16 protein-coding genes and 1 tRNA gene are annotated in these 19106 nt (G+C 70.2%); 11 read left to right on the forward strand and 6 right to left on the reverse strand.

The features are described from left to right. Positions 1 to 51 precede the first annotated feature (51 nt). On the reverse strand, positions 52 to 1098 hold the full coding sequence (gene folP, locus INT51_RS18895; RefSeq protein WP_226985934.1) for a dihydropteroate synthase: 1047 nt from the start codon (positions 1096 to 1098) through the stop codon (positions 52 to 54). Between the two features lie 148 nt (positions 1099 to 1246). Between folP and INT51_RS18900 the strand changes: the two genes are divergently transcribed. The 3 genes from INT51_RS18900 to INT51_RS18910 are packed head-to-tail and all read left to right on the forward strand — an operon-like array spanning position 1247 to position 4183. Beyond that, entirely contained in the window at positions 1247 to 2395 is a 1149-nt protein-coding gene (locus tag INT51_RS18900) for an NAD-dependent epimerase/dehydratase family protein (RefSeq protein WP_193106898.1), read from the forward strand. 10 nt (positions 2396 to 2405) lie between these two features. Then, complete coding sequence (locus INT51_RS18905; RefSeq protein WP_193106899.1) at positions 2406 to 3521, forward strand: glycosyltransferase; 1116 nt, start codon at positions 2406 to 2408, stop codon at positions 3519 to 3521. Further along, on the forward strand, positions 3518 to 4183 hold the full coding sequence (locus INT51_RS18910; RefSeq protein ID WP_226985935.1) for a GNAT family N-acetyltransferase: 666 nt from the start codon (positions 3518 to 3520) through the stop codon (positions 4181 to 4183). The genes INT51_RS18905 and INT51_RS18910 overlap by 4 nt, the downstream gene beginning before the upstream one ends. 294 nt (positions 4184 to 4477) lie before the next feature. Here INT51_RS18910 and INT51_RS18915 read toward each other — a convergent pair whose 3' ends face one another. Continuing rightward, complete coding sequence (locus INT51_RS18915) at positions 4478 to 5362, reverse strand: NlpC/P60 family protein (RefSeq protein WP_193106900.1); 885 nt, start codon at positions 5360 to 5362, stop codon at positions 4478 to 4480. A 392-nt stretch (positions 5363 to 5754) separates the two neighbouring features. On the opposite strand from INT51_RS18915, the gene INT51_RS18920 reads away from it, so the two are divergent. The 7 genes from INT51_RS18920 to INT51_RS18950 all read left to right on the forward strand — a co-directional run bounded on the left by INT51_RS18920 (position 5755) and on the right by INT51_RS18950 (position 13868). Then, a complete protein-coding gene (locus INT51_RS18920) occupies positions 5755 to 6681 on the forward strand; it encodes an ABC transporter ATP-binding protein (RefSeq protein ID WP_193106901.1) in 927 nt (308 codons plus the stop codon). Continuing rightward, entirely contained in the window at positions 6678 to 7718 is a 1041-nt protein-coding gene (locus INT51_RS18925; RefSeq protein ID WP_193106902.1) for an aliphatic sulfonate ABC transporter substrate-binding protein, read from the forward strand. Before INT51_RS18920 ends, INT51_RS18925 begins: the two co-directional genes overlap by 4 nt. Continuing rightward, entirely contained in the window at positions 7715 to 8569 is an 855-nt protein-coding gene (locus INT51_RS18930; RefSeq protein WP_193106903.1) for an ABC transporter permease, read from the forward strand. The genes INT51_RS18925 and INT51_RS18930 overlap by 4 nt, the downstream gene beginning before the upstream one ends. Further along, complete coding sequence (gene acs / locus INT51_RS18935) at positions 8566 to 10614, forward strand: acetate--CoA ligase (RefSeq protein WP_193106904.1); 2049 nt, start codon at positions 8566 to 8568, stop codon at positions 10612 to 10614. Before INT51_RS18930 ends, acs begins: the two co-directional genes overlap by 4 nt. A gap of 67 nt (positions 10615 to 10681) precedes the next feature. After that, positions 10682 to 11920 (forward strand): dimethylsulfone monooxygenase SfnG, encoded by a 1239-nt coding sequence (gene sfnG, locus INT51_RS18940; RefSeq protein WP_193106905.1) that lies wholly within the window; start codon positions 10682 to 10684, stop codon positions 11918 to 11920. Next, positions 11917 to 13311 carry an O-acetylhomoserine aminocarboxypropyltransferase/cysteine synthase family protein gene (locus tag INT51_RS18945; protein WP_193106906.1) on the forward strand — a complete coding sequence of 465 codons (1395 nt, stop codon included), beginning with the start codon at positions 11917 to 11919 and terminating at the stop codon, positions 13309 to 13311. The genes sfnG and INT51_RS18945 overlap by 4 nt, the downstream gene beginning before the upstream one ends. Continuing rightward, positions 13308 to 13868 carry a CoA-binding protein gene (locus INT51_RS18950; protein WP_193106907.1) on the forward strand — a complete coding sequence of 187 codons (561 nt, stop codon included), beginning with the start codon at positions 13308 to 13310 and terminating at the stop codon, positions 13866 to 13868. Before INT51_RS18945 ends, INT51_RS18950 begins: the two co-directional genes overlap by 4 nt. A 74-nt stretch (positions 13869 to 13942) precedes the next feature. Here the strand turns inward: INT51_RS18950 and INT51_RS18955 are convergent, their stop codons facing one another. From INT51_RS18955 to INT51_RS18970, 4 genes are all read right to left on the reverse strand, one after another. Then, positions 13943 to 14299 carry a glyoxalase/bleomycin resistance/extradiol dioxygenase family protein gene (locus tag INT51_RS18955; RefSeq protein ID WP_193106908.1) on the reverse strand — a complete coding sequence of 119 codons (357 nt, stop codon included), beginning with the start codon at positions 14297 to 14299 and terminating at the stop codon, positions 13943 to 13945. Between the two features lie 56 nt (positions 14300 to 14355). Further along, positions 14356 to 15012, reverse strand: a complete 657-nt coding sequence (locus INT51_RS18960; protein WP_226985936.1) for a pentapeptide repeat-containing protein — start codon at positions 15010 to 15012, stop codon at positions 14356 to 14358. Positions 15013 to 15197: 185 nt separating this feature from the next. Next, the gene (locus tag INT51_RS18965; protein WP_193106912.1) at positions 15198 to 16373 is read right to left on the reverse strand and encodes a WD40 repeat domain-containing protein; all 1176 of its coding nucleotides are present in this window, start codon (positions 16371 to 16373) and stop codon (positions 15198 to 15200) included. A gap of 292 nt (positions 16374 to 16665) precedes the next feature. Next, positions 16666 to 16739 (reverse strand) — tRNA-Met (locus INT51_RS18970). 506 nt (positions 16740 to 17245) lie between these two features. Here INT51_RS18970 and INT51_RS18975 point away from each other — a divergent pair. After that, positions 17246 to 19084: a DUF222 domain-containing protein gene (locus tag INT51_RS18975; RefSeq protein ID WP_193106914.1), complete on the forward strand. Its 1839-nt coding sequence runs from the start codon at positions 17246 to 17248 to the stop codon at positions 19082 to 19084. Positions 19085 to 19106: the final 22 nt, after the last annotated feature.

Below are 19106 nucleotides of genomic sequence, written 5' to 3' on the forward strand. Positions count from 1 at the left end.
ACGTGGCGCGACGTGCTGCGACGTGGTCCGGTCCGGTGGGCGGGATCCTGGTCAGGTGTTGTGGGTGAGGGGGCCGGCGGGCTCGCGCCAGCCGGCGAGGACCTCGAACATGCGCACCATGCGCACGGTGGCCTGCACATCGTGGACCCGCAGGATGCGCGCGCCCAGATGCATCACCCAGGCGGCTGCGGCGAGGGACCCTTCCAGGCGTTCCTGCTTCGGCAGCCCCAGGGATTCCCCGATCACGTCCTTGCGGGACAGGGCGGCCAGCACCGGCAGCCCGAGCGAGGAGTACTCGGACCAGTCGCGCAGCACCTCGAGGGTCTGCAGGGTGTTCTTGTTGAGGTCCGGTCCGGGGTCCAGGATGATGTGGCCGCGATCGATGCCTGCCTCCAGCGCCCGCTCGAGCCGGGCAGCGAGGAAGTCCCGCACCTCCTCCACCACGTCGTCGTACCGGGGGTGAGGAAAGGACTCCCGCGGGCGCGCCACGGAGTGGGTGAGCACGAGCGAGGCACCAGCCCCGGCGACGGTGGGCGCCATCGCCGGGTCCGACAGTCCGGTGGTGTCGTTGATCAGATCCGCGCCCACCCCGATGCTCGCCTCGGCCACGGCCGCGTGGAAGGTGTCCACCGACAGCAGCACGTGCGTCGGCAGCTCGCGGCGCAGCGCGTCGACCACCGGCACCACCCGGTCGATCTCCTCGGCCACCGGCACCGGCTCGCCGGGTGCGAACTTCACGCCGCCGACGTCGACGAGGTCGGCGCCCTCCGTGGCGGCGGCGAGCCCGGCCTCGACCGCGGCCTCCAGCTGCCAGGTGCGGCCCTCGTCGAAGAAGGAGTCCTGGGTGCGGTTGACGATGCCCATCACCAGCACGCGATGGCTGGTGTCCGGCAGAGCCCGGGGGGAGGGGAGTGAGGCGTCGGCCTCCGGAGCATCCCGGGGAGCGGTCAGCGCGACGGGCAGCACCGCCGGGGCACTCGTCGGGCCCGACCCGGCCGCAACGTCCGGAGCCTCCACCGGAGCTTCAGCCGTGCGGGCTAGAGTGGCGTCCGCCATGGGGGAACGCACCGTCGATCCGTCATCGTTCGCGTTCTTCATGGCCTGTTCCTTCGCTGTTAATGCGGGCGTACCTCGTCTTTGAGCGGCGCCCGACCTGCACTACGTTAAGAGTGGACACGAACTTTCACAATCCGGCTGTGGTGTCCATCCGTATGCCGGGACCTGGACCTTTGGGAGGACTCACGAGATGAAGATCGTCGTTGCCGGTGGAGATGGATTCTGCGGATGGCCCACTGCCCTGTATCTCTCGCAGAAGGGCCATGACGTCACCATCGTGGACAACCTGGTGCGTCGTGAGATCGATGTGGAGCTGGGCTCCAACTCGGTGACCCCGATCCTGCCGCTCCAGGAGCGCGTCGACGCCTGGAAGGAGGTCTCGGGCAAGGACATCGCCGTGCGGATCGCGGACCTCACCGATTACGACGCCGTCACCTCGATCTTCCAGGACATCCAGCCGGAGTCGTTCGTGCATTTCGCCGAGCACCGCAGCGCGCCCTACTCGATGATCGACCGCGAGCACGCGATCGAGAACCACCGCAACAACGTCGAGGGCACCCTGAACGTCCTGTGGGCCATCAAGGACCACGCTCCCGACTGCCACCTCGTCAAGCTCGGCACCATGGGGGAGTACGGCCAGCCGAACATCGATATCGAAGAGGGCTGGATCGAGGTCGAGCACAAGGGGCGCAAGGACCGCCTGCCCTTCCCCAAGCAGCCCGGCTCGTTCTACCACCTCACCAAGGTGCACGACAGCGACAACATCATGTTCGCCTGCAAGATCTGGGGCATCCGCGCCACCGACCTCAACCAGGGCGTCGTCTACGGCCTGGAGACCGACGAGACCCGACTGGACCCGCGCCTGGTCAACCGCTTCGACTACGACGCGATCTTCGGCACCGCCCTGAACCGGTTCATCGTCCAGGCCGCCATCGGTCACGACCTCACCGTCTACGGCAACGGCTCCCAGACCCGCGGTTACCTGGACATCCAGGACACCGTGCGCTGCATCGAGATCGCCTGCGAGAACCCGGCGGACCGCGGCGAGTTCCGCGTGTACAACCAGTTCACCGAGCAGTTCTCCGTCAAGGAGCTCGCCGAGAAGGTGCAGAAGGTTGCCCGCAGCCTCGGCCTCGAGGTGGGGCTCGCGACCACCGAGAACCCGCGCGTGGAGAAGTACGACCACTACTACAACGCGGTCAACACCAACCTCCTGAGCCTGGGCCTGGAGCCCCATCTGCTGACCGACGAGCACCTCACCGAGGTCCTCAAGGTCGCGCAGAACAACACCGATCGCGTCACGCGCGAGCTGGTCATGCCCACGGTCACCTGGAAGTGAGAGTCCTTCCGTGAAGATCGCGATCGTCACGGAGACCTTCCTGCCCTCCGTCGACGGCGTGGTGACCAGACTGCGCCACGCCGTCGAACGGTTCGTGGACCTCGGGCACGAGGTCATGGTGATCGCCCCGGAGCTGGGTGTCACCGAGCATCACGGGGCCAGGGTGGTGGGCATCCGCCCGGTGACGCTGCCGTTCTACAAGCATCGGCGCTTCACCCTCCCCAGCCCCAACGTGGACGGCATCATCCGCGGGTTCCACCCGGACGTGGTCCATGCCGCCCAGCCGATCCTGCTGGCCTCCTCGGGGGCCTACGCGGCACGCCGGCAGCGGATTCCGCTGGTGGCCAGCTATCACACGCACATCCCGCGCTATCTGGACCTGTACCGGGCTCGCTGGGGCAAGCCCGCGGTGTGGTGGCAGATCAAGCGCAACCACGCGCTGGCCGACGTCAATCTCGCGACCTCGCAGTCCATGAAGCAGGAGCTGGTCGAGCAGGGCATCCACAACCTGCACGTGGTGCGGCGCGGGGTCGACACGCAGACCTTCCATCCCCGCTTCGCCGCGGAGTCGATGCGGGAGCGCCTGACCCAGGGGCATCCGGAGAAGAAGCTGCTGGTCTTCGTGGGCCGGTTGGCCGCGGAGAAGGAGATCCACACCCTGCGGCCGATGATGGAGCGGCGCGACGACGTCGCGCTGGCGATCGTGGGCGACGGTCCGTACCGGCGTGAGCTCGAGCAGGCGTTCGCAGGGACCTCGACGCTGTTCCCGGGCTTCATGGAGGGCGAGGAGCTCGCGAGCGCCTTCGCCAGCGCCGACGGCTTCGTGTTCCCCTCGGTCACCGAGACCCTCGGTCTGGTGATCCTCGAGGGCATGGCCTCCGGACTCCCGGTGGTCGCCGCCCGCTCGGGGCCGACGATGGAGCAGGTCACCGACGGGACCAACGGGCTCCTGTTCACCTCGAAGGACGAGGCGAGCCTGGACGCGGCGCTGGACCGGCTCGACGATGTCGAGCTGCGGGGACGGATCCGCCAGGAGGCGCGCGCCGAGGCGGAGAAGTACTCCTGGGAGAACGCTTCGGACGATCTGCTGCGCTACTACGAGATGGCGATCGAGAACCACCGATGAGCACTCCTCCCACCCTGCCTGCCCCCACCCCGACTGTTCCCGTGACGCTGGCCGCTGTTCCCACCGCCGCGATGGAGCAGCCGCTGGGGGTCGCTCTGGAGAACGCGCACGTGCGCCTGGAGCCCTTGGGTTCGCAGCACGTCGAGGGTCTGCAGGCCGTGGTGGCCGACGGCGAGATCTGGCGCATCCCCTATGCGCCGCACGTCCCGGCGCCGGATCAGGTCGCCGATCGAGTCGCCGCCCAGTGCGCGTCCGACGAGGCAGGCCGCACGGTCTCGTGGGCCGTGCTGGAGCAGGGCAGCGGACGCGTCGTCGGCCAGACGACGTTCCTGAACATCTCCCGACGGGATCGCCGCCTCGAGCTGGGCACCACCTACATGGCGGGCTCGAGCCACGGCACCGGACTGAATGCGGCCACGAAGCTCGCTCTGCTCACGCATGCCTTCGAGGAGCTCGGCTGTCTCGGCGTCGAGTTCCGCGTCCATCACCTGAACATCGCCTCGCGCCGCGCCGTCGAACGCCTCGGGGCGCAGCAGGACGGCATCCTGCGCGCGCACCGGATCATGCCTGACGGCACCCTGCGCCACACCGTCGTCTACTCGATCCTCGCCGACGAGTGGAGCGGCGTGAAGGCCTCCCTGGAGCACCGCCTGCGCCGCTGATCGTCGGGCACCGATCACTGGCCGCTGATCGTCGAATGCCTGCCTGCGTGTCGAGTTCCGTGCGTTGCGTCTGCCGAGCCCCGCTCGTTCCGCGGCGTTGTGACCGACGGCAGGGTTTGGTGGCGGGAAGACCTGCGCAAGGTCACAAGGCCGCGCGGCCGGAGGGTTCTCGCGGGGTTGCGCCCCGCCCCGTCCGCTGCCGGGCACCCTCGTCGGGCCCGGCATGGGCGAGGCCCGGCCCCGCGAGATGCGGGACCGGGCCTCGGAGAGCCGGCGAGAAGCCGGACGGATCGATCAGCGGTAGGTGACGAACCCGGTGGGGTTGCCCCAGATCGAGCGCTCGACGACCTGCTGCTTGGAGCCGGAGGCGTCGATGATCTGGCCGTCGCCGGCGTAGATCGCGACGTGGCCGGGCCAGATCACGAGGTCGCCGGGCTGGGCCTCGGACTCGGAGATGCTGCGACCCTGGGCGGCGATCTCGCCGCTGGTGCGCGGCACGTCGATGCCGGCGGCCTCGTAGGCGAAGTTCACCAGGCCGGAGCAGTCCATGCCGCTGAGCGAGGCATCGCCCCAGGAGTACGGGGTGCCGACGGCGGTACGGGCGGCGTCGATGATCGAGTTGCCGCTGCCGGACGAGGCGCTCGCCGGGACCGCGGACGCTCCTGCGGAGGGGACGCCGGTCGGGGCGGTCTCGGTGGAGGCGGTCTCCGCCGAGGCGGACTGTGCGGATCCGCCGCCGAGCGCGCCGTGGGTATCGGGTCCCACCACGGCGTCGGCCTGGAGGCCGTTCTCAGCCTGGAACTCGAGGACCGCGTCGACGGTCATGGAGCCGAAGTAGCCGGTCTCGGGCAGGTCGGCGCCCTGAGCGTTCAGCGAGGCCTGCAGCGACTTCACGCCCTCGCCGGAGTCACCCTGGCGCAGCTTCTCCTGGGAGGACGACTGCGAGGCGGTCTCCGCGGGTGCGGACTGGGCGGGTGCGGACTGGGTGGTGCTGGGTCCCTCGTCGGAGCCGGCGAGGGCCCCGTCGTTGGCCATCGCGGCGGAGCCGCCGGCGAAGGCGGTGCCGACCAGGACCGTGCCCAGGACGGCGCTTCCGCCGAAGACGTGGGCCGCGCGGCGGGTGCTGGTGAGCGGGGTGACGGCGCGGCCGAGCGCGCGGTGCGTGTTCTGGTGAGTCATGGGGTTCTGGTCCTTCTCTGCTGCTGCTGGTGGTCTGCGGCATCTCGCGGCGCGGCGCTCGGGGGAGCGGTGATGTCCTGAGGGATCGGTGCCCACAGCCGGGGCGTCCGGGGGATGCGACATCCACGCTAGGAGCAGCTCCCTCGATCCTGAAGCGGCTTGAAGGAGCCGGGTCGAGGGATTTGTCGGCCATTGACCTGTGGCGGGTCGAAGTGCCCGGAACCTGGTGCGACTTGACCTTCGCGCATGGCCTGCGCCACACCCGCTGAGGGACCGTTGCCTTCCGCTCGCCGTCGCCGTCCTCGTGCTCCTCCCCGTCTTCGCACCGTGACTATGACGGCTTATGACGCGATTCTGGCGTCGATGCGCCGTCGGCGTTCATGATCGAGAGCATGACCAGCATCATCGACGCTCCCAGCACCAGCTCGGGCGGTCACCGGGATCCCGGGACCTCCGCAGCCGTCGCAGAGCACGCGCGCCCGCGGCCTCACGAAGTGCGCCTGGACACCGTCGGCCGGTCCTTCCCCGCTCCCGGTGGACGCCAGGTCGTCCTGCGAGAGGTCGACCTCTCCGTCGTCCCCGGCGAGATCGTCGCCGTGGTCGGCCCTTCCGGCTGCGGCAAGTCCACCCTGCTGCGGCTGATCGCGGGCCTGGACCGGCCCAGCGCCGGTGAGATCCGCATCGGCGACAGCCCGCTCCGGGGCACCGACCCTCGCACCGCGGTCGCCTTCCAGGAGCCGCGCCTGCTGCCCTGGCGCACGCTCGAGCACAACGTGGCCCTGGGCCTGCCCCGCGGCACCGGGAAGCGCGCGGGCCGCGAGCGCGTGCGTGAACTGCTGCAGCTCGTCGGCCTCGAGCATGCCGCGACCCAGCGGCCCCGCGAGGTCTCCGGCGGCATGGCCCAGCGTGCCTCGCTGGCCCGAGCCTTGGCCCGCAGCCCTGAGGTGCTCCTGCTGGACGAGCCCTTCGGCGCGCTCGATGCCCTGACTCGTCTGCGCATGCAGGACCTGCTGCTGGAGATCCACGCCGCCGAGCCCACCACCGTCCTGGTCGTCACCCATGACGTCGAGGAGGCCCTGTACCTCGCCGATCGGGTGCTGCTGCTGCGCTCCCTGCGCGAGGACCCCACCTCCGGCTCGATCGCCCGCACCGTCGAGGTGCCCGGCGTCCGGCCGCGCGACCGAGCCGACCGTTCCCTGGCCGACCTCCGCGTCGAGCTGCTCGCCGGCCTCGGCGTGCATTCCCCGTCCACCCCCACTGCGTCCGCCCCCACCCCGTCCGCCCCCTCTGCATCCACCCCCACGGAGATCCCCTCATGAGCCCTCGCATCAGCCGCCGCACCGCCACCGCCCTCGGACTCTCGGCCGTCGCCGGGATGGGGCTGGCCGCCTGCGTGCCCGGCGAAGGCTCCGAGAGCGCTGCGGGCGGTTCCGGCGGCGAGGGGGAGTGGAGCACCGGCACCCTCACGATCGACTGGGCCACCTACAACCCTCTCAGCCTCGTCGTGCGGGACCAGAAGCTGATCGAGAGCGCCCTCGGCGACTCGGTGACGGTGACGTGGGTGCAGTCGGCCGGCTCCAACAAGGCCAACGAGTTCCTGCGCTCCGGCTCGGCGGACGTGGCCTCCACGGCGGGCTCGGCCGCGCTGCTGGCCCGGGCCAACAGCTCCCCGATCAAGGTGATCGACATCTACAGCCAGCCCGAATGGTCCGCGCTGGTGGTCGGGAAGGACAGCGACATCACCGGCCCCGCCGATCTCGCGGGCCGCTCGGTCGCCGCCACCCCCGGCACCGACCCCTACTTCTTCCTGGTCCAGACCCTCGCCGAGGCCGGGCTGGGCGTCGACGACGTGGAGCTGCAGCCGCTGCAGCACGCCGACGGACGCTCCGCCCTCGAAGGAGGCAGCGTCGAGGCGTGGTCGGGCCTGGACCCGATCATGGCCGCCGCCCAGGTCGAGTCCGGTGCGCAGCTCGTGTACCGCAACGTCGACTTCAACACCTACGGCTTCCTCAACGCCACCGAGGCGTTCATCGACGATCACGCGGACGTCGCCCAGGTGGTCGTGGACGCCTACGAGCAGGCCCGCAGCTGGGCGCTGGAGAACCTCGACGCCACCGCGCAGCTGCTGGCCGACGCCGCGAGCATCGACCTCGAGGTCGCCACCACGGTGATCACCGAGCGCTCGAACCTCGACGTGAGCGGCGTGCCCGGCGAGGACCAGCTCGCGGTGCTCGAGGCGATCTCCCCGATGCTCTCGGAGTCCGGGGACGTCCGGGGCGGGGCCGACGCGGTCGAGAAGGCCCGCGGCGAGATCGTCCACGACGCCTTCGCGACCGCCGCGGTGGCGAAGCAGTGAGCATTCCGACCGACATCCCCCTGCCCACCTCGACCGGGCCGGCCGAGCCGGAGACCGCGCCGTCGGCCGCTCGGCCCGCCGGCCCCCGCACCCTCTGGGACCGCATCGGGGTGCGCCTCGCCGCCGGCGCGGTGCTGCCGCTGCTGATCCTGATCGCCTGGCAGATCACGACGGCCGCCGAGCTGGTGCCCGCCTACCGTCTGCCCGGCCCGCTGACCGTGCTGCAGGCCGGCGCCGAGCTGCTCGAACGCGGCGAGCTGGGACTGCATATCGCGATCTCCGTGCAGCGCGTGCTGATCGGCTTCGCGGTCGGTTCCGTCGTGGGCCTGGCCGTCGCCGCGATCGTGGGCCTGTCCCGCGCCGGCGATGCGCTGCTGAACCCGACGCTCGCCGCTCTGCGGGCGGTACCCTCGCTGGCCTGGGTTCCGCTGCTGATCCTGTGGCTGCAGATCGGTGAGGAATCGAAGATCACGCTGATCGCGATCGGCGCGTTCTTCCCGGTGTTCACCACCGTCGCCGCCGCGCTGCGCCACATCGACCCTCATCTGGTGGAGGCAGGGCGCTGCTTCGGCCTGCGCGGCTGGTCGCTGTTCCGCACGATCCAGCTGCCCGCTGTGGTGCCCTCGGTGGTCTCCGGGCTGCGCCTGGCGCTGGCCCAGGCCTGGCTGTTCCTGGTCGCCGCCGAGCTCATCGCCTCGTCGATGGGGCTGGGATTCATCCTCAACGACTCCCAGCAGACCGGCCGCGTAGACCGGATCCTGCTGGCCATCGTGCTGCTCGCACTGCTCGGCACCGTGACCAACGCTCTGCTGGGCCTCGCCGAGAAGAAGCTGCTGCGGAGGTGGACATGAGCATCACCGAAGAAGTCCGCCTCGTCGAGCACCGCAGCTACCCGGCGCCCGCCGCCTTCACCGCGCAGGCGAATGTGGACGCGGGCATCTACGCCACAGCCTCGGCCGATCCGACCGCGTTCTGGGAGGAGGCCGCGCGCCGCCTGGAGTGGACCGAGCCGTGGCACACCGCCCACGAGTGGGAACCGCCCGCGCCGGATCCGGCGACCGGCGAGCGGAGCGTCCCGGCGGCCCGCTGGTTCGTCGGCGGCCGGTTGAACGTCGCCGAGAACTGCGTGGACCGCCACGTGCGCGCCGGGAACGGCGCCACCGTCGCCCTGCACTTCGAGGGGGAGCCGGGGGACCGCGAGTCCGTCACCTACGAGGACCTCCAGCGGCGGGTCAGCCAGGCGGCGAACGCCCTCACGGATCTCGGGATCGTCCCCGGCGACCGCGTCGTCGTGTACCTCCCGGTGCTGGTCGAGACGATCGTCATCGCGCTGGCCTGCGCCCGCCTCGGCGCCGTGCACTCCCTCGTGTTCGGCGGCTTCAGCGCGGAGGCCGTGCGCTTCCGCCTGCAGGACACCGGCGCGAAGCTGCTGGTCACCTCCGACGGCCAGTTCCGTCGCGGGAAGGCCATCGAGGTGAAGTCCGCCGCCGATGAAGCAGCCCGCGATCTCCCCGATCTCGAGCATGTGCTGGTGGTGCGCCGCACCGGCCTCGACATCGCCTGGACCGAGGGCCGCGACGTGTGGTGGCACGAGAGCGTGGGCACCGCGAGCGCGCACCACCAGGCGCAGTCCTTCGACGCCGAGCACCCGCTGTTCATCATCTACACCTCCGGCACCACCGGGAAGCCCAAGGGCCTGGTGCACACGAGCGGCGGCTATCTCGCCCACACCTCCTGGGCGCACTGGGCCCATTTCGACGCGAAGAGCGACGACGTGCACTGGTGCACCGCGGACCTCGCCTGGGTCACCGCCCACACCTACGAGATCTACGGCCCGCTCTCCAACGGGCTCACCCAGGTCATCTACGAGGGCACCCCCGGGCAGCCCGATCGCGAGCGGCACCTGGAGATCATCGAACGCTACGGCGTCACCGTCTACTACACCGCGCCCACGCTGATCCGCACCTTCATGAGCTGGTTCGGCGAGGAGCTGCCGACGGGCCACGACCTGTCCACTCTGCGCCTGCTGGGCACTGTCGGCGAGGCGATCAATCCCGAGGCCTGGGTGTGGTTCCACCGCACCTTCGGCCGCGGCGAGCTGCCGATCATCGACACCTGGTGGCAGTCCGAGACCGGCGCCGCGATGCTCGTGCCCCTGCCCGGGGTGACCACGCTCAAGCCCGGCTCGGCGACCGTGCCGCTGCCGGGCATCGACATGGCCGTGGTGGACGCCGAGGGCGCCGAGCAGCCTCCGGGCGTCGCCGGCACGCTGGTGGCCCGTCGGCCCTGGCCCGGGATGGCCCGCACCGTGTGGGGCGACCCGCAGCGCTACCGCGACTCGTACTGGAGGGACTACGCCGGCTGCGGCGAGCACGGCGGGTACTACGTCGCCGGAGACTCCGCGACGGTCGACGCCGACGGCTGCTTCTGGATCCTCGGCCGCCTGGACGACGTCGTGAACGTCTCCGGGCACCGGCTGTCCACCATCGAGATCGAATCCGCGCTGGTCGCGGACCCTTCAGTGGCCGAGGCCGGCGCCGCCGGGGTGGACGATCCGCTGACCGGCCAGGCCGTGGCGGTGTTCTTCATGTCGTCGGGAGGAGAGGCGGCTGCGGACGGTGCCGCGCTGCGGAACCGCGTGGCCCGCGAGATCGGGCCCATCGCCAAGCCCAAGCATCTCGTCGAGGTGCCCGACCTGCCCCGGACCCGCTCCGGCAAGATCATGCGCCGCCTGCTCGCCCAGCTCGTCCACGCCGAGCGCGACCGTCGCGCGGGAATCTCGCCGCAGCCGCTGGGGGACATCACCTCCCTGCAGAATCCGGAAGCGGTCGACGAGGTGGCCGCGGCCCTCGCGGCGCTCCCTGCGGACGACCCCGCCGTGGCCCCGCATCCCTGACCGTGATCCGGACGCTCGATCCGGACCCTTCGACCCCCGACTGCACCACCCCGACCCTGGAGGACCCATGACCACCATCGTCCCCGTCTCGACTCTCGAGACGCCGCTGAAGTTCGCGTACTGGGTGCCGAACGTCTCCGGCGGCCTCGTCGTCTCCACGATCGAGCAGCGCACCGACTGGCAGCTGCCGTACAACTCGCGCCTCGCGCAGATCGCCGAGAACTCCGGCTTCGAGTACGCCCTGACCCAGACCCGCTACGCCGCCAGCTACGGCGCGGACAAGCAGCACGAGGCCTCTGCCTTCTCCATGGCCCTGCTCGGCGCGACCGAGCGCCTGCGCGTGATCGCCGCCTTCCACCCCGGTATGTGGCATCCGGGTGTGCTCGCCAAGTGGCTGATCACTGCCGACCACCTCTCCGGCGGACGCGCCGCGGTGAACATCGTCTCCGGCTGGCTCAAGGACGAGTTCGTGAAGTTCGGCCTGCCCTGGCTCGAGCACGACGAGCGCTACGTGCGCACCGAGGAGTTCATCAGCGCGCTGCGCGGACTGCTCACCGAGAACGGGTACAGCCAGGACGGCCAGTACTACTCGATCGACGACTTCACCCTCTCCCCGAAGCCGGTGGACGTGCCCGGCCGCCCGCACCCGGAGATCTTCTTCGGCGGCAACTCCACCGCCGCCCAGGGCGTCGCCGGTCGCGTCGCCGACTGGTACTTCTCCAACGGTCGCACCCTCGAGGGGTACGAGGAGAACGTCGCCGGGGTGCTGGCCTCCGCGCAGCAGGCCGGCCGCCAGCCGAAGTTCGGGCTGAACGGCTTCGTCATCGCCCGCGAGTCCCGGAAGGAGGCGGAGGAGACCCTGCGCGAGATCGTCGCCAAAGCGCACCGCCCTGCCGTGGAGGGCTTCAAGCAGGCCGTGCAGGAGGCCGGAGCGTCCACGAAGGACGGCAAGGGCATGTGGGCCGACTCCTCCTTCGAGGACCTCGTGCAGTACAACGACGGCTTCAAGACCCGCCTCATCGGCACCCCCGAGGAGATCGCGGATCGCATCATCGAGTACAAGAAGGTGGGCGTGAACCTCCTGCTGACCTGCTACCTCCACTTCCAGGAGGAGGTCGCCGCCTTCGGCCGCGACGTGATGCCGATCGTGCGCGAGAAGGAGAAGGACCTCGCTCGCGCCCAGGGCACCGAATTGAACACCGACCTGCTCCCCGTCGTCCCCGGCGTGAGCGCACAGGAGGCGGAGGCGGCGACCGCTGAGACGCTGCCGGCGGATCACCCGGCCAAGGCAGGGGCCGCCGCATGAACGAGCAGACCCAGCCGGGCACCCCCGACGCCACCCCGTCGGCCGCGACTCCATCGGCCCCGGAGCGCACCTTCGGATTCCGCACCCGCGCGCTGCACGCGGGCGGCACGCCCGACGCCGTCCACGGCGCCCGCGCGGTGCCGATCTATCAGACCACGTCGTTCGTCTTCGACGATGCGGCCGACGCCGCGAACCTGTTCGCGCTGCAGAAGTACGGCAACATCTACTCCCGCATCGGCAACCCCACCGTTGCGGCCTTCGAGGAGCGCATCGCCTCGCTGGAGGGCGGGATCGGCGCGGTCGCCACCGCCTCGGGGATGAGCGCCGAGTTCATCACCTTCGCGGCTCTCGTCGGCGCTGGCGATCATGTCGTCGCGTCCTCGCAGCTGTACGGCGGCACCGTCACCCAGCTCGATGTCACCCTGCGCCGCTTCGGCGTGCAGACCACCTTCGTGCCCTCCTCCGACCCGGAGGACTTCCGCGCGGCGTTCCGCGAGGAGACGAAGGTGCTGTACGTCGAGATGATCGGCAACCCCTCCGGGGAGATCGCCGACCTCGAGGGGCTCGCCGCGCTCGCCCATGAGCACGGTGTGCCTCTCGTGGTCGACGCGACCCTGGCCACGCCGTACCTGGCGCGGCCGCTCGAGCACGGGGCCGACATCGTCATCCACTCCGCCACCAAGTTCCTCGGCGGGCACGGCACGACGCTCGGCGGGGTGGTCGTCGAGTCCGGCCGCTTCGACTGGGGCAACGGGAACTTCCCGTCGATGACGGAGCCCGTGGAGTCCTACGGCGGCGTCCAGTGGTGGGCGAACTTCGGCGAGTACGGCTTCCTGACCAAACTGCGCTCCGAACAGCTGCGCGACATCGGACCGGCGCTCTCCGCACAGTCCGCCTTCCAGCTGCTGCAGGGCGTCGAGACGCTCCCGCAGCGCATGGACGCCCACCTCGCGGGCGCTGGTGCGGTCGCGCAGTGGCTCGATGAGGATCCGCGGGTGTCCTTCGTGACCTATGCGGGCCTGCCCTCGCATCCGCACGCCGAGCGCGCGCAGAAGTACCTGCCGCTGGGCCCCGGTGCCGTGTTCGCCTTCGGGGTGGAGCCCGTCGGCACGTTCGGGACCGACGAGGAGCGCGCCGCCGCGGCCCGCACCACCGGCGAGAAGGTGATGGAGAACCTGCAGCTGGCCTCGCACCTCGCGAACATCGGCGACGCCCGTACCCTGGTGATCCATCCGGCCTCCACCACCCACCAGCAGCTCAGCCCCGAGCAGCTCCTCGCGGGCGGGGTGCGACCGGATCTGATCCGCATCTCCGTGGGCCTGGAGGACGTGGACGACATCCTGTGGGACCTCGACCAAGCGATCACGGCGGCGACGGGAGTCTCGCGATGAACCAGATCAGTGTCCAGGGCGCAGGCGCCGCCTGCGCGGTCCCGGCGGCCGACGTCGACGCCCCCGCGCGCACCTGGCAGGGCCCCTCGGCCCCGCAGCGGCTCAGCATCCTGCGCCGCACCCGGAGCATCGCGATCGTCGGCGCCTCGGCGAATCCGTCGCGGGCCAGCTACTTCGTGGCGACCTATCTGCTCTCCAGCTCGCCGTACGAGGTGTACTTCGTGAACCCGCGAGCCGAGACGATCCTGGGGCGGCCGGCGTACGACTCGCTCGCCGACCTCCCGGTGGTGCCGGACCTGGTGGACGTGTTCCGCCGGCACGACGATCTGCCGGGCGTGGCGGCCGAGGCCGTCGAGGTGGGGGCGAAGGCGATCTGGTTCCAGCTGGGCTCCTGGCACGAGGAGGCCGCCGCGGTCGCCGAGCGTGCGGGCCTGGACGTGGTCATGGACCGCTGCCTGAAGATCGAGCACGCCCGCTTCCACGGCGGGCTGCACCTGGCCGGGTTCAACACCGGCGAGATCAGTTCGAAGAAGCAGCGGGTCAGCCGGCGCGGCTGAGCGTACGATCTGTGATCAGGCGCGGGTTGAGGACTACCTCGGCCCGCGTTCTGCTGCCCAGGGATGGAAAGCGATCAGCCCAGGGGCCGGGAGAAATCGATCGTGACGCCCGCAGCGGCGGCGATGGCCACGCAGGCCGAGCGCTCGCCGAAGTCCATATCCGTCGGCTCGCGAACCACCCGGGCCCCGGCGGTGACCGCGTGGGCGAAGGCCGCGTCGACGTCGTCGCAGGTCACGTGGACCACCACGCCACGAGTGGTCGCTTGGCCGTCTGCCGGGGCATTGATCCACAGCGGGATGCTGTCGGGCGAGGTCACGGAGGCGAAGCTGCCGTAGTCCGCCTCGACCGTCCAGCCGAGGACGTCGTGGAATTCGGCCGCGGCGACCGAGGGGTCCTCGAGGACGAGCGTGAGGGCACGGATTCCGGTCACCGGTCGACTCCTTCGTCGGGAAGCAGGTTCGGGCGCCAGGGTAGCGGGTGCCTGCCTCACCCCTCCAGGCGGATCCCGAGATGATTCGCGAAGGCCGGCGCCAGGGCGGTCACCTGCTGGGCATCCAGCGTCGCCCCGGCCATCCCCTCCAGATTGCTGATCGCGCCCATCTCGAGACCGCGCAGGTCCACGTCCTGCAATCGCGCGTGGGCGAGGGAGACGCTGCCGGCGCGGCAGTTGAGGAAGGAGACGCGGGTCGCGACGGCGCCGTTCAGATCCAGCTCCTCGATCATGCAGTCCTCGAACAGGACGTCCTCGAGGGTCGAGGAGCGCAGATTGATCCAGTCGAACTTGCTGCCGACGATGCGGGTCGAGCGGACCTGCGCGTCGTAGATGTCCCAGGCGCCCAGGCGGGAGCCGGTCATCTCCACGTCCCGCCAGGTGGAGCGGGTCGCATCCAGCACGGGAGCATTGAGGCGTTCGATCCGGGTCTCGATCAGGCGCGAGGACTGCAGCACCGTCTCGTGCGCAGTGACGCCCACGAATTCGCATTCGGTGAAGGTCGCGCCGGTCAGGTCGCGGCCCGAGAGGTCCGCCCCCTCGATGCTGAGGCCCTCGTAGCTGCCGTGCTCCTCGAGCTCATCGACGTCGCCGTGCTCCAGCGCGGACAGGGTGAGGCGACTCAGCACGGGCTTCTTGGTGGTCAGCGCCATGCGCACGGTGCTCCTCGGGGGTCGGGTCCCGCAGCGGCGGGTGTCAGCGTCGAGGCTACGGGGTGGGTGCGACGGGCTCAGACAGCGGAAGAGCGAGGAGTACCGTCGAGGTTTTCGTCATCGGCCGACGCCGAGCGTCGTGGAGGGTCGTCGGAGGCTTCTCGGCGTCGGCGACGCGGCGATCGTCAGGGGGTCTCGAAGCGGAGCCAGTCGTCCGATCCGGACCAGGCGATCACACCCTGCGCCGGGGAAGCGCCGAAGAGGGTGCCGCCGTCGGGTGAGAACACCAGCCGGCCCACGGAGCCCGGCACGACGGGAAGCTCCGTGGTCTCACCGGTCTCGCGCTCCCAGAGGTGGACCCGGTTGCCGCCTCTGGACACGACGGCGACGCGTCCTCCGGGGGCGGTTGCCGCCCAGTAGGGGCCCGAGTTCGTGAGGGTCGGGCCGGTGGTCAGCGACCCGGAGGGGGAGAGGGCGTGGACTGCCTGGTCGTCGTCGGTGCAGATGATCAGCGTGCCGTCGTCGGCGTGGGCCAGTCCGGCAGCGGTTCCCGGGATGTCCCGCGCAGTGCTTGTTCGCGTTCCGGTGTTCGGGTCCCAGAGTTCGACCGGGCCTCCCTCCCCGCAGAGGGCGAGGCTGTCGTCTGCGGGGGAGATGCTGAGCGCGATCACGGAGGTGAGTTCTGTGGCGAGTTCGTGCTCGATCTCGCAGGTGTCTGCGTCGATGTTCCAGACGGTGACGCGTCCGTCGGCGCCGAGCACCACCAGGCGGGAGCCGTCTGCGGTGAAGGCGAGATCGTTGATGAGGTGGCCGACGATGGGGCCGAATGGTTCGTCGCCTCCGGTGAGGGCCCGGAGCAGTTCGCCGTCGCTCTCCCGGATCTCGACGTTCGCAGCGCCGGCGATGGCGAGGCGCCCGTCGGGGTGGGCGGCGATAGCTCCGATGAGTCCGTTGTCGTAGGACTCGATGATCGATCCGTCGGCGGTGTTCCACACCACCGTCCCGAAGGTGTCCGACTCGCCGAGCATCAGCGCGTCCGACGACTGGTTGGCGGCGATCCGGTCACCGCCCGCGAACAGAGCCAACCCGTACGCCGACAGGTGGTCCTCCGGGGTCGCTTCGTTCTCCGGGCCGATGTCGCTGCGTTCTGGAGGGGTGGGACGAGATCTCAGCGCTGCCTCGTCGGCCGACAGGCAACGTTCCGGTGAGGCCGACGGGTCCACGGTGGCGGGGCCGTCCGCGTAGACCGGTTCCTCGCCAGCGCCACCGGTCCCACGGAAGAGGCCACATCCGGCCAGGGAGAGCGCCACAGGCAGAACGCTCGCGCCGAGCAGCTTCCGGCGGCTGGGGGAGGGGATCATCGTCGCTCCTCGAAATCGAGGCCCGCTGCGCGGGCCGGGGCAACGGCTCAACCAGCACGGGGCGTCCCCGCGCTCCTTGCGGGGTTGTCGGTCCCAGAATGCTATGGCGAACTGTCCGCCACGACCATGGGGAGTTCTCCCCGGCTGCTCGCGGAAGAACACCGAGAACGGGGTGCCCGCCAGGTGGACGGCCCGGCGGGGGCGAGATGCGGAGCACGGAGATGATCGCAGAATCGTGGTGCTCCTGCGGGTCGAGGCCCCGTCGGAGAGCTGGGGACGTGCAGACTTCGGGACGCTCCGGCGGGATTCGAACCAGCGACCGCCTCCTTATGGGGGAGCTGCTCTACCGGGCTGAGCTACGGAGCGATGCGTCGAGCACTGCTGACGACACGCCTCCATCGTGCGTGGCCGGACCGGACGTTGTCGACCCTCCCGTCACGAACTGTCGCATGCTGACTCGGGGCGTCAGCAGAGTGCGCCGGCGGCAGGGGAGTCGGCGATCTTCCCTCCCCACTGGACGCTTTTCCACAGTGCGGAGGTCAGGGAGAGAAATGCAGCCCATGACTCCCGTGTAATCATTTTTCCTCCACAGATGATGGTTATCCACAATGCGAGAAGTGACGGGTGCATGTTCGCGGCACTCGGGTGGGCCCCTTGCGGGGAGGATAGAGCTCCATGTTCCGCTGGCCAGCGACGATGGTCTGCCCGTGTCGCCGAACCTGCGCAGTTGAGCGGACCTGGGTCGCGATCTGATGACGTCTGGCCGGGTCGCCAGAAGCCCGCGAGCGATAATCGTCCCTCCCCACTCGAAGTTTTCCACATCCTTCTTCAAGGCCTTCCCTGTGCGGGTGCACCGCGAAAGAATGGGGTGCATGACGGCTTCCGTGCACGACTTCGACGCTCACGCTGAGGACCCCGTCCAGCGTCAGCTCGACGGTGTGCGTGAAGCAGGCCCTCGAGCGCTCGCCGAGCTGCTCGGTGATCAGTCCTTCCTCCTCGCGGAGCTCGCTGCCGAACCCGGTGCGATCTTCGGGGCCGCGGAGTACGAGCCTCAGCACTATGCCGCCGTGCTCGGGCGTCTGCATGAACAGCGGGCCGCGATGGATGCCCTGGAGGCCCGTGCGGTGGTCGACCTGGCCGATGCGTTCCGCCGGGAAGCGCGCGCCGAGGCCCTGGCGGACGCCGCGCAGGATAGCGATACTGCGATACCTGTCGAGGAGACCGACGAGCAGTCGGAACGAACTGCGGCCCGTGAGCTCTCGATGATCACCCGGCGTTCGCCGGCCGCTGCCGGCCGTTCCGTCGGCTCCTGTCGACGCCTCGTGGAGTCGATGCCCCAGATGTTCCACGCGCTCCTGAGCGGCAAGGTCGCAGCAGACGTCGTCCACAGCACGGCGAACTCGCTCGCGCCCCTGGCACCAGAACAGCGCGAAGAGGTCGACCGCCATCTCGGGGACCGGCTGCCGACGCTGGATGCCGCCGGCAGGAAGCGGTGGAAGCGCGAGATCGCCGGTCTGATCGAAGCGGTCGATCCCGGCGGTGAGAGGAAGCGCCACCAGCATGCGCGCACTCGTCGCCATGTCACCGTGCGCCCGGGGGAGCACGGTATGGCGACGGTGTCTGCACGCCTTCCAGCTCTTGACGCTGCGAAGATCGGCAAGCGTCTCTCCCTGGAAGCAGAGCAGTTGCGCGCACACGGTGACCGTCGCGGGCACCAGGCGATCCAGGCAGACTCCTTCACTGCCACCCTGCTGGGCCACGAGGGGGGCATGGACGCCACCGATCTCGACATCGGCGTCATCATCACCGATCGCGCCCTGTTCACCCCGAGCCGCGGCGACATCGCCCAGATCGAGGGCTACGGCCCTGTCCCCTCCGAGTCCATCCGTGAGGAGTTGCGCAGTGTGCTCAGCAACCGGAAGAACGACATGGACACGGCGCTCGGCGACGACGGGCCCGCCGCCCGTGCCACCCTGCGGAGGCTCTACACGCACCCGACCACCGGCGAACTCGTCGCCGTGGAATCCATCGCACGAGCGTTCCCGCGAGCGCTCGCGAGATTCGTGCTCTGGCGGGACATGACATGTCGCGGGCCCTTCTGCGACGCTCCTATCCGACAGACCGACCACATCCGGCCCTATGCGGCCGGGGGTCACACCTGCCTCGACAACGGCGAGGGCCTCTGCGGCTTCTGCAACGACAAGGAGCAGCAGGTCCGAAGCGTCGAGCGCGAGACCGATCCGAATGTCCCGGGCCACCGGGTCACGTGGACCAGCCGTACCGGAGTCACCCGCACCACCACGCCCGATGCGCTCACCCGACCAGATTCTCGCGGCCGCGCAGATGCGCGCGACGCTGGCGACGCAACCGAGGGAACACCCGTCGGGACCCACGAGGCTCGAGGCCCGGACAACGATGCGGGGCCCGGACGACGTCCGCCTCGCGAGACGGGCGCTCGGCCGGAAGATGGCGCGGCCCGCCGTCTTCGGAGCAGTGCAGCGAACGTATCGCGACGATGGCGCGGCGCCGGGCGAAGCACCACGACGACCGGGCGGGCCGGCGGCCTCCATCAGGAGGGGCGATCCAGCACGACTGGAAGACCAAGCACGACCGGACGACCAAGAACGACCGGACGAACCAGACCGCCCAGGCGATCGGGCCGGTCAGCAGAGGCCGACCGTCCGCGACGCCACGGCCGGCACCGGGAATGAACCAGCGCCGACCGGCCGCGCA

The organism is Brachybacterium sp. FME24 (assembly GCF_014897705.1).
Lineage (GTDB): Bacteria > Actinomycetota > Actinomycetes > Actinomycetales > Dermabacteraceae > Brachybacterium.

Bases quoted from the DNA above. Each gene is read 5' to 3' on its own strand.
- INT51_RS18950 (WP_193106907.1), top strand. From the start codon at position 13,308: ATGAACCAGATCAGTGTCCAGGGCGCAGGCGCCGCCTGCGCGGTCCCG.
- INT51_RS18960 (WP_226985936.1), bottom strand. From the start codon at position 15,012: ATGGCGCTGACCACCAAGAAGCCCGTGCTGAGTCGCCTCACCCTGTCC.
- sfnG (WP_193106905.1), top strand. From the start codon at position 10,682: ATGACCACCATCGTCCCCGTCTCGACTCTCGAGACGCCGCTGAAGTTC.
- INT51_RS18900 (WP_193106898.1), top strand. From the start codon at position 1,247: ATGAAGATCGTCGTTGCCGGTGGAGATGGATTCTGCGGATGGCCCACT.
- INT51_RS18915 (WP_193106900.1), bottom strand. From the start codon at position 5,362: ATGACTCACCAGAACACGCACCGCGCGCTCGGCCGCGCCGTCACCCCG.
- INT51_RS18965 (WP_193106912.1), bottom strand. From the start codon at position 16,373: ATGATCCCCTCCCCCAGCCGCCGGAAGCTGCTCGGCGCGAGCGTTCTG.
- folP (WP_226985934.1), bottom strand. From the start codon at position 1,098: ATGAAGAACGCGAACGATGACGGATCGACGGTGCGTTCCCCCATGGCG.
- INT51_RS18910 (WP_226985935.1), top strand. From the start codon at position 3,518: ATGAGCACTCCTCCCACCCTGCCTGCCCCCACCCCGACTGTTCCCGTG.
- INT51_RS18920 (WP_193106901.1), top strand. From the start codon at position 5,755: ATGACCAGCATCATCGACGCTCCCAGCACCAGCTCGGGCGGTCACCGG.
- INT51_RS18945 (WP_193106906.1), top strand. From the start codon at position 11,917: ATGAACGAGCAGACCCAGCCGGGCACCCCCGACGCCACCCCGTCGGCC.
- INT51_RS18925 (WP_193106902.1), top strand. From the start codon at position 6,678: ATGAGCCCTCGCATCAGCCGCCGCACCGCCACCGCCCTCGGACTCTCG.
- acs (WP_193106904.1), top strand. From the start codon at position 8,566: ATGAGCATCACCGAAGAAGTCCGCCTCGTCGAGCACCGCAGCTACCCG.
- INT51_RS18975 (WP_193106914.1), top strand. From the start codon at position 17,246: ATGACGGCTTCCGTGCACGACTTCGACGCTCACGCTGAGGACCCCGTC.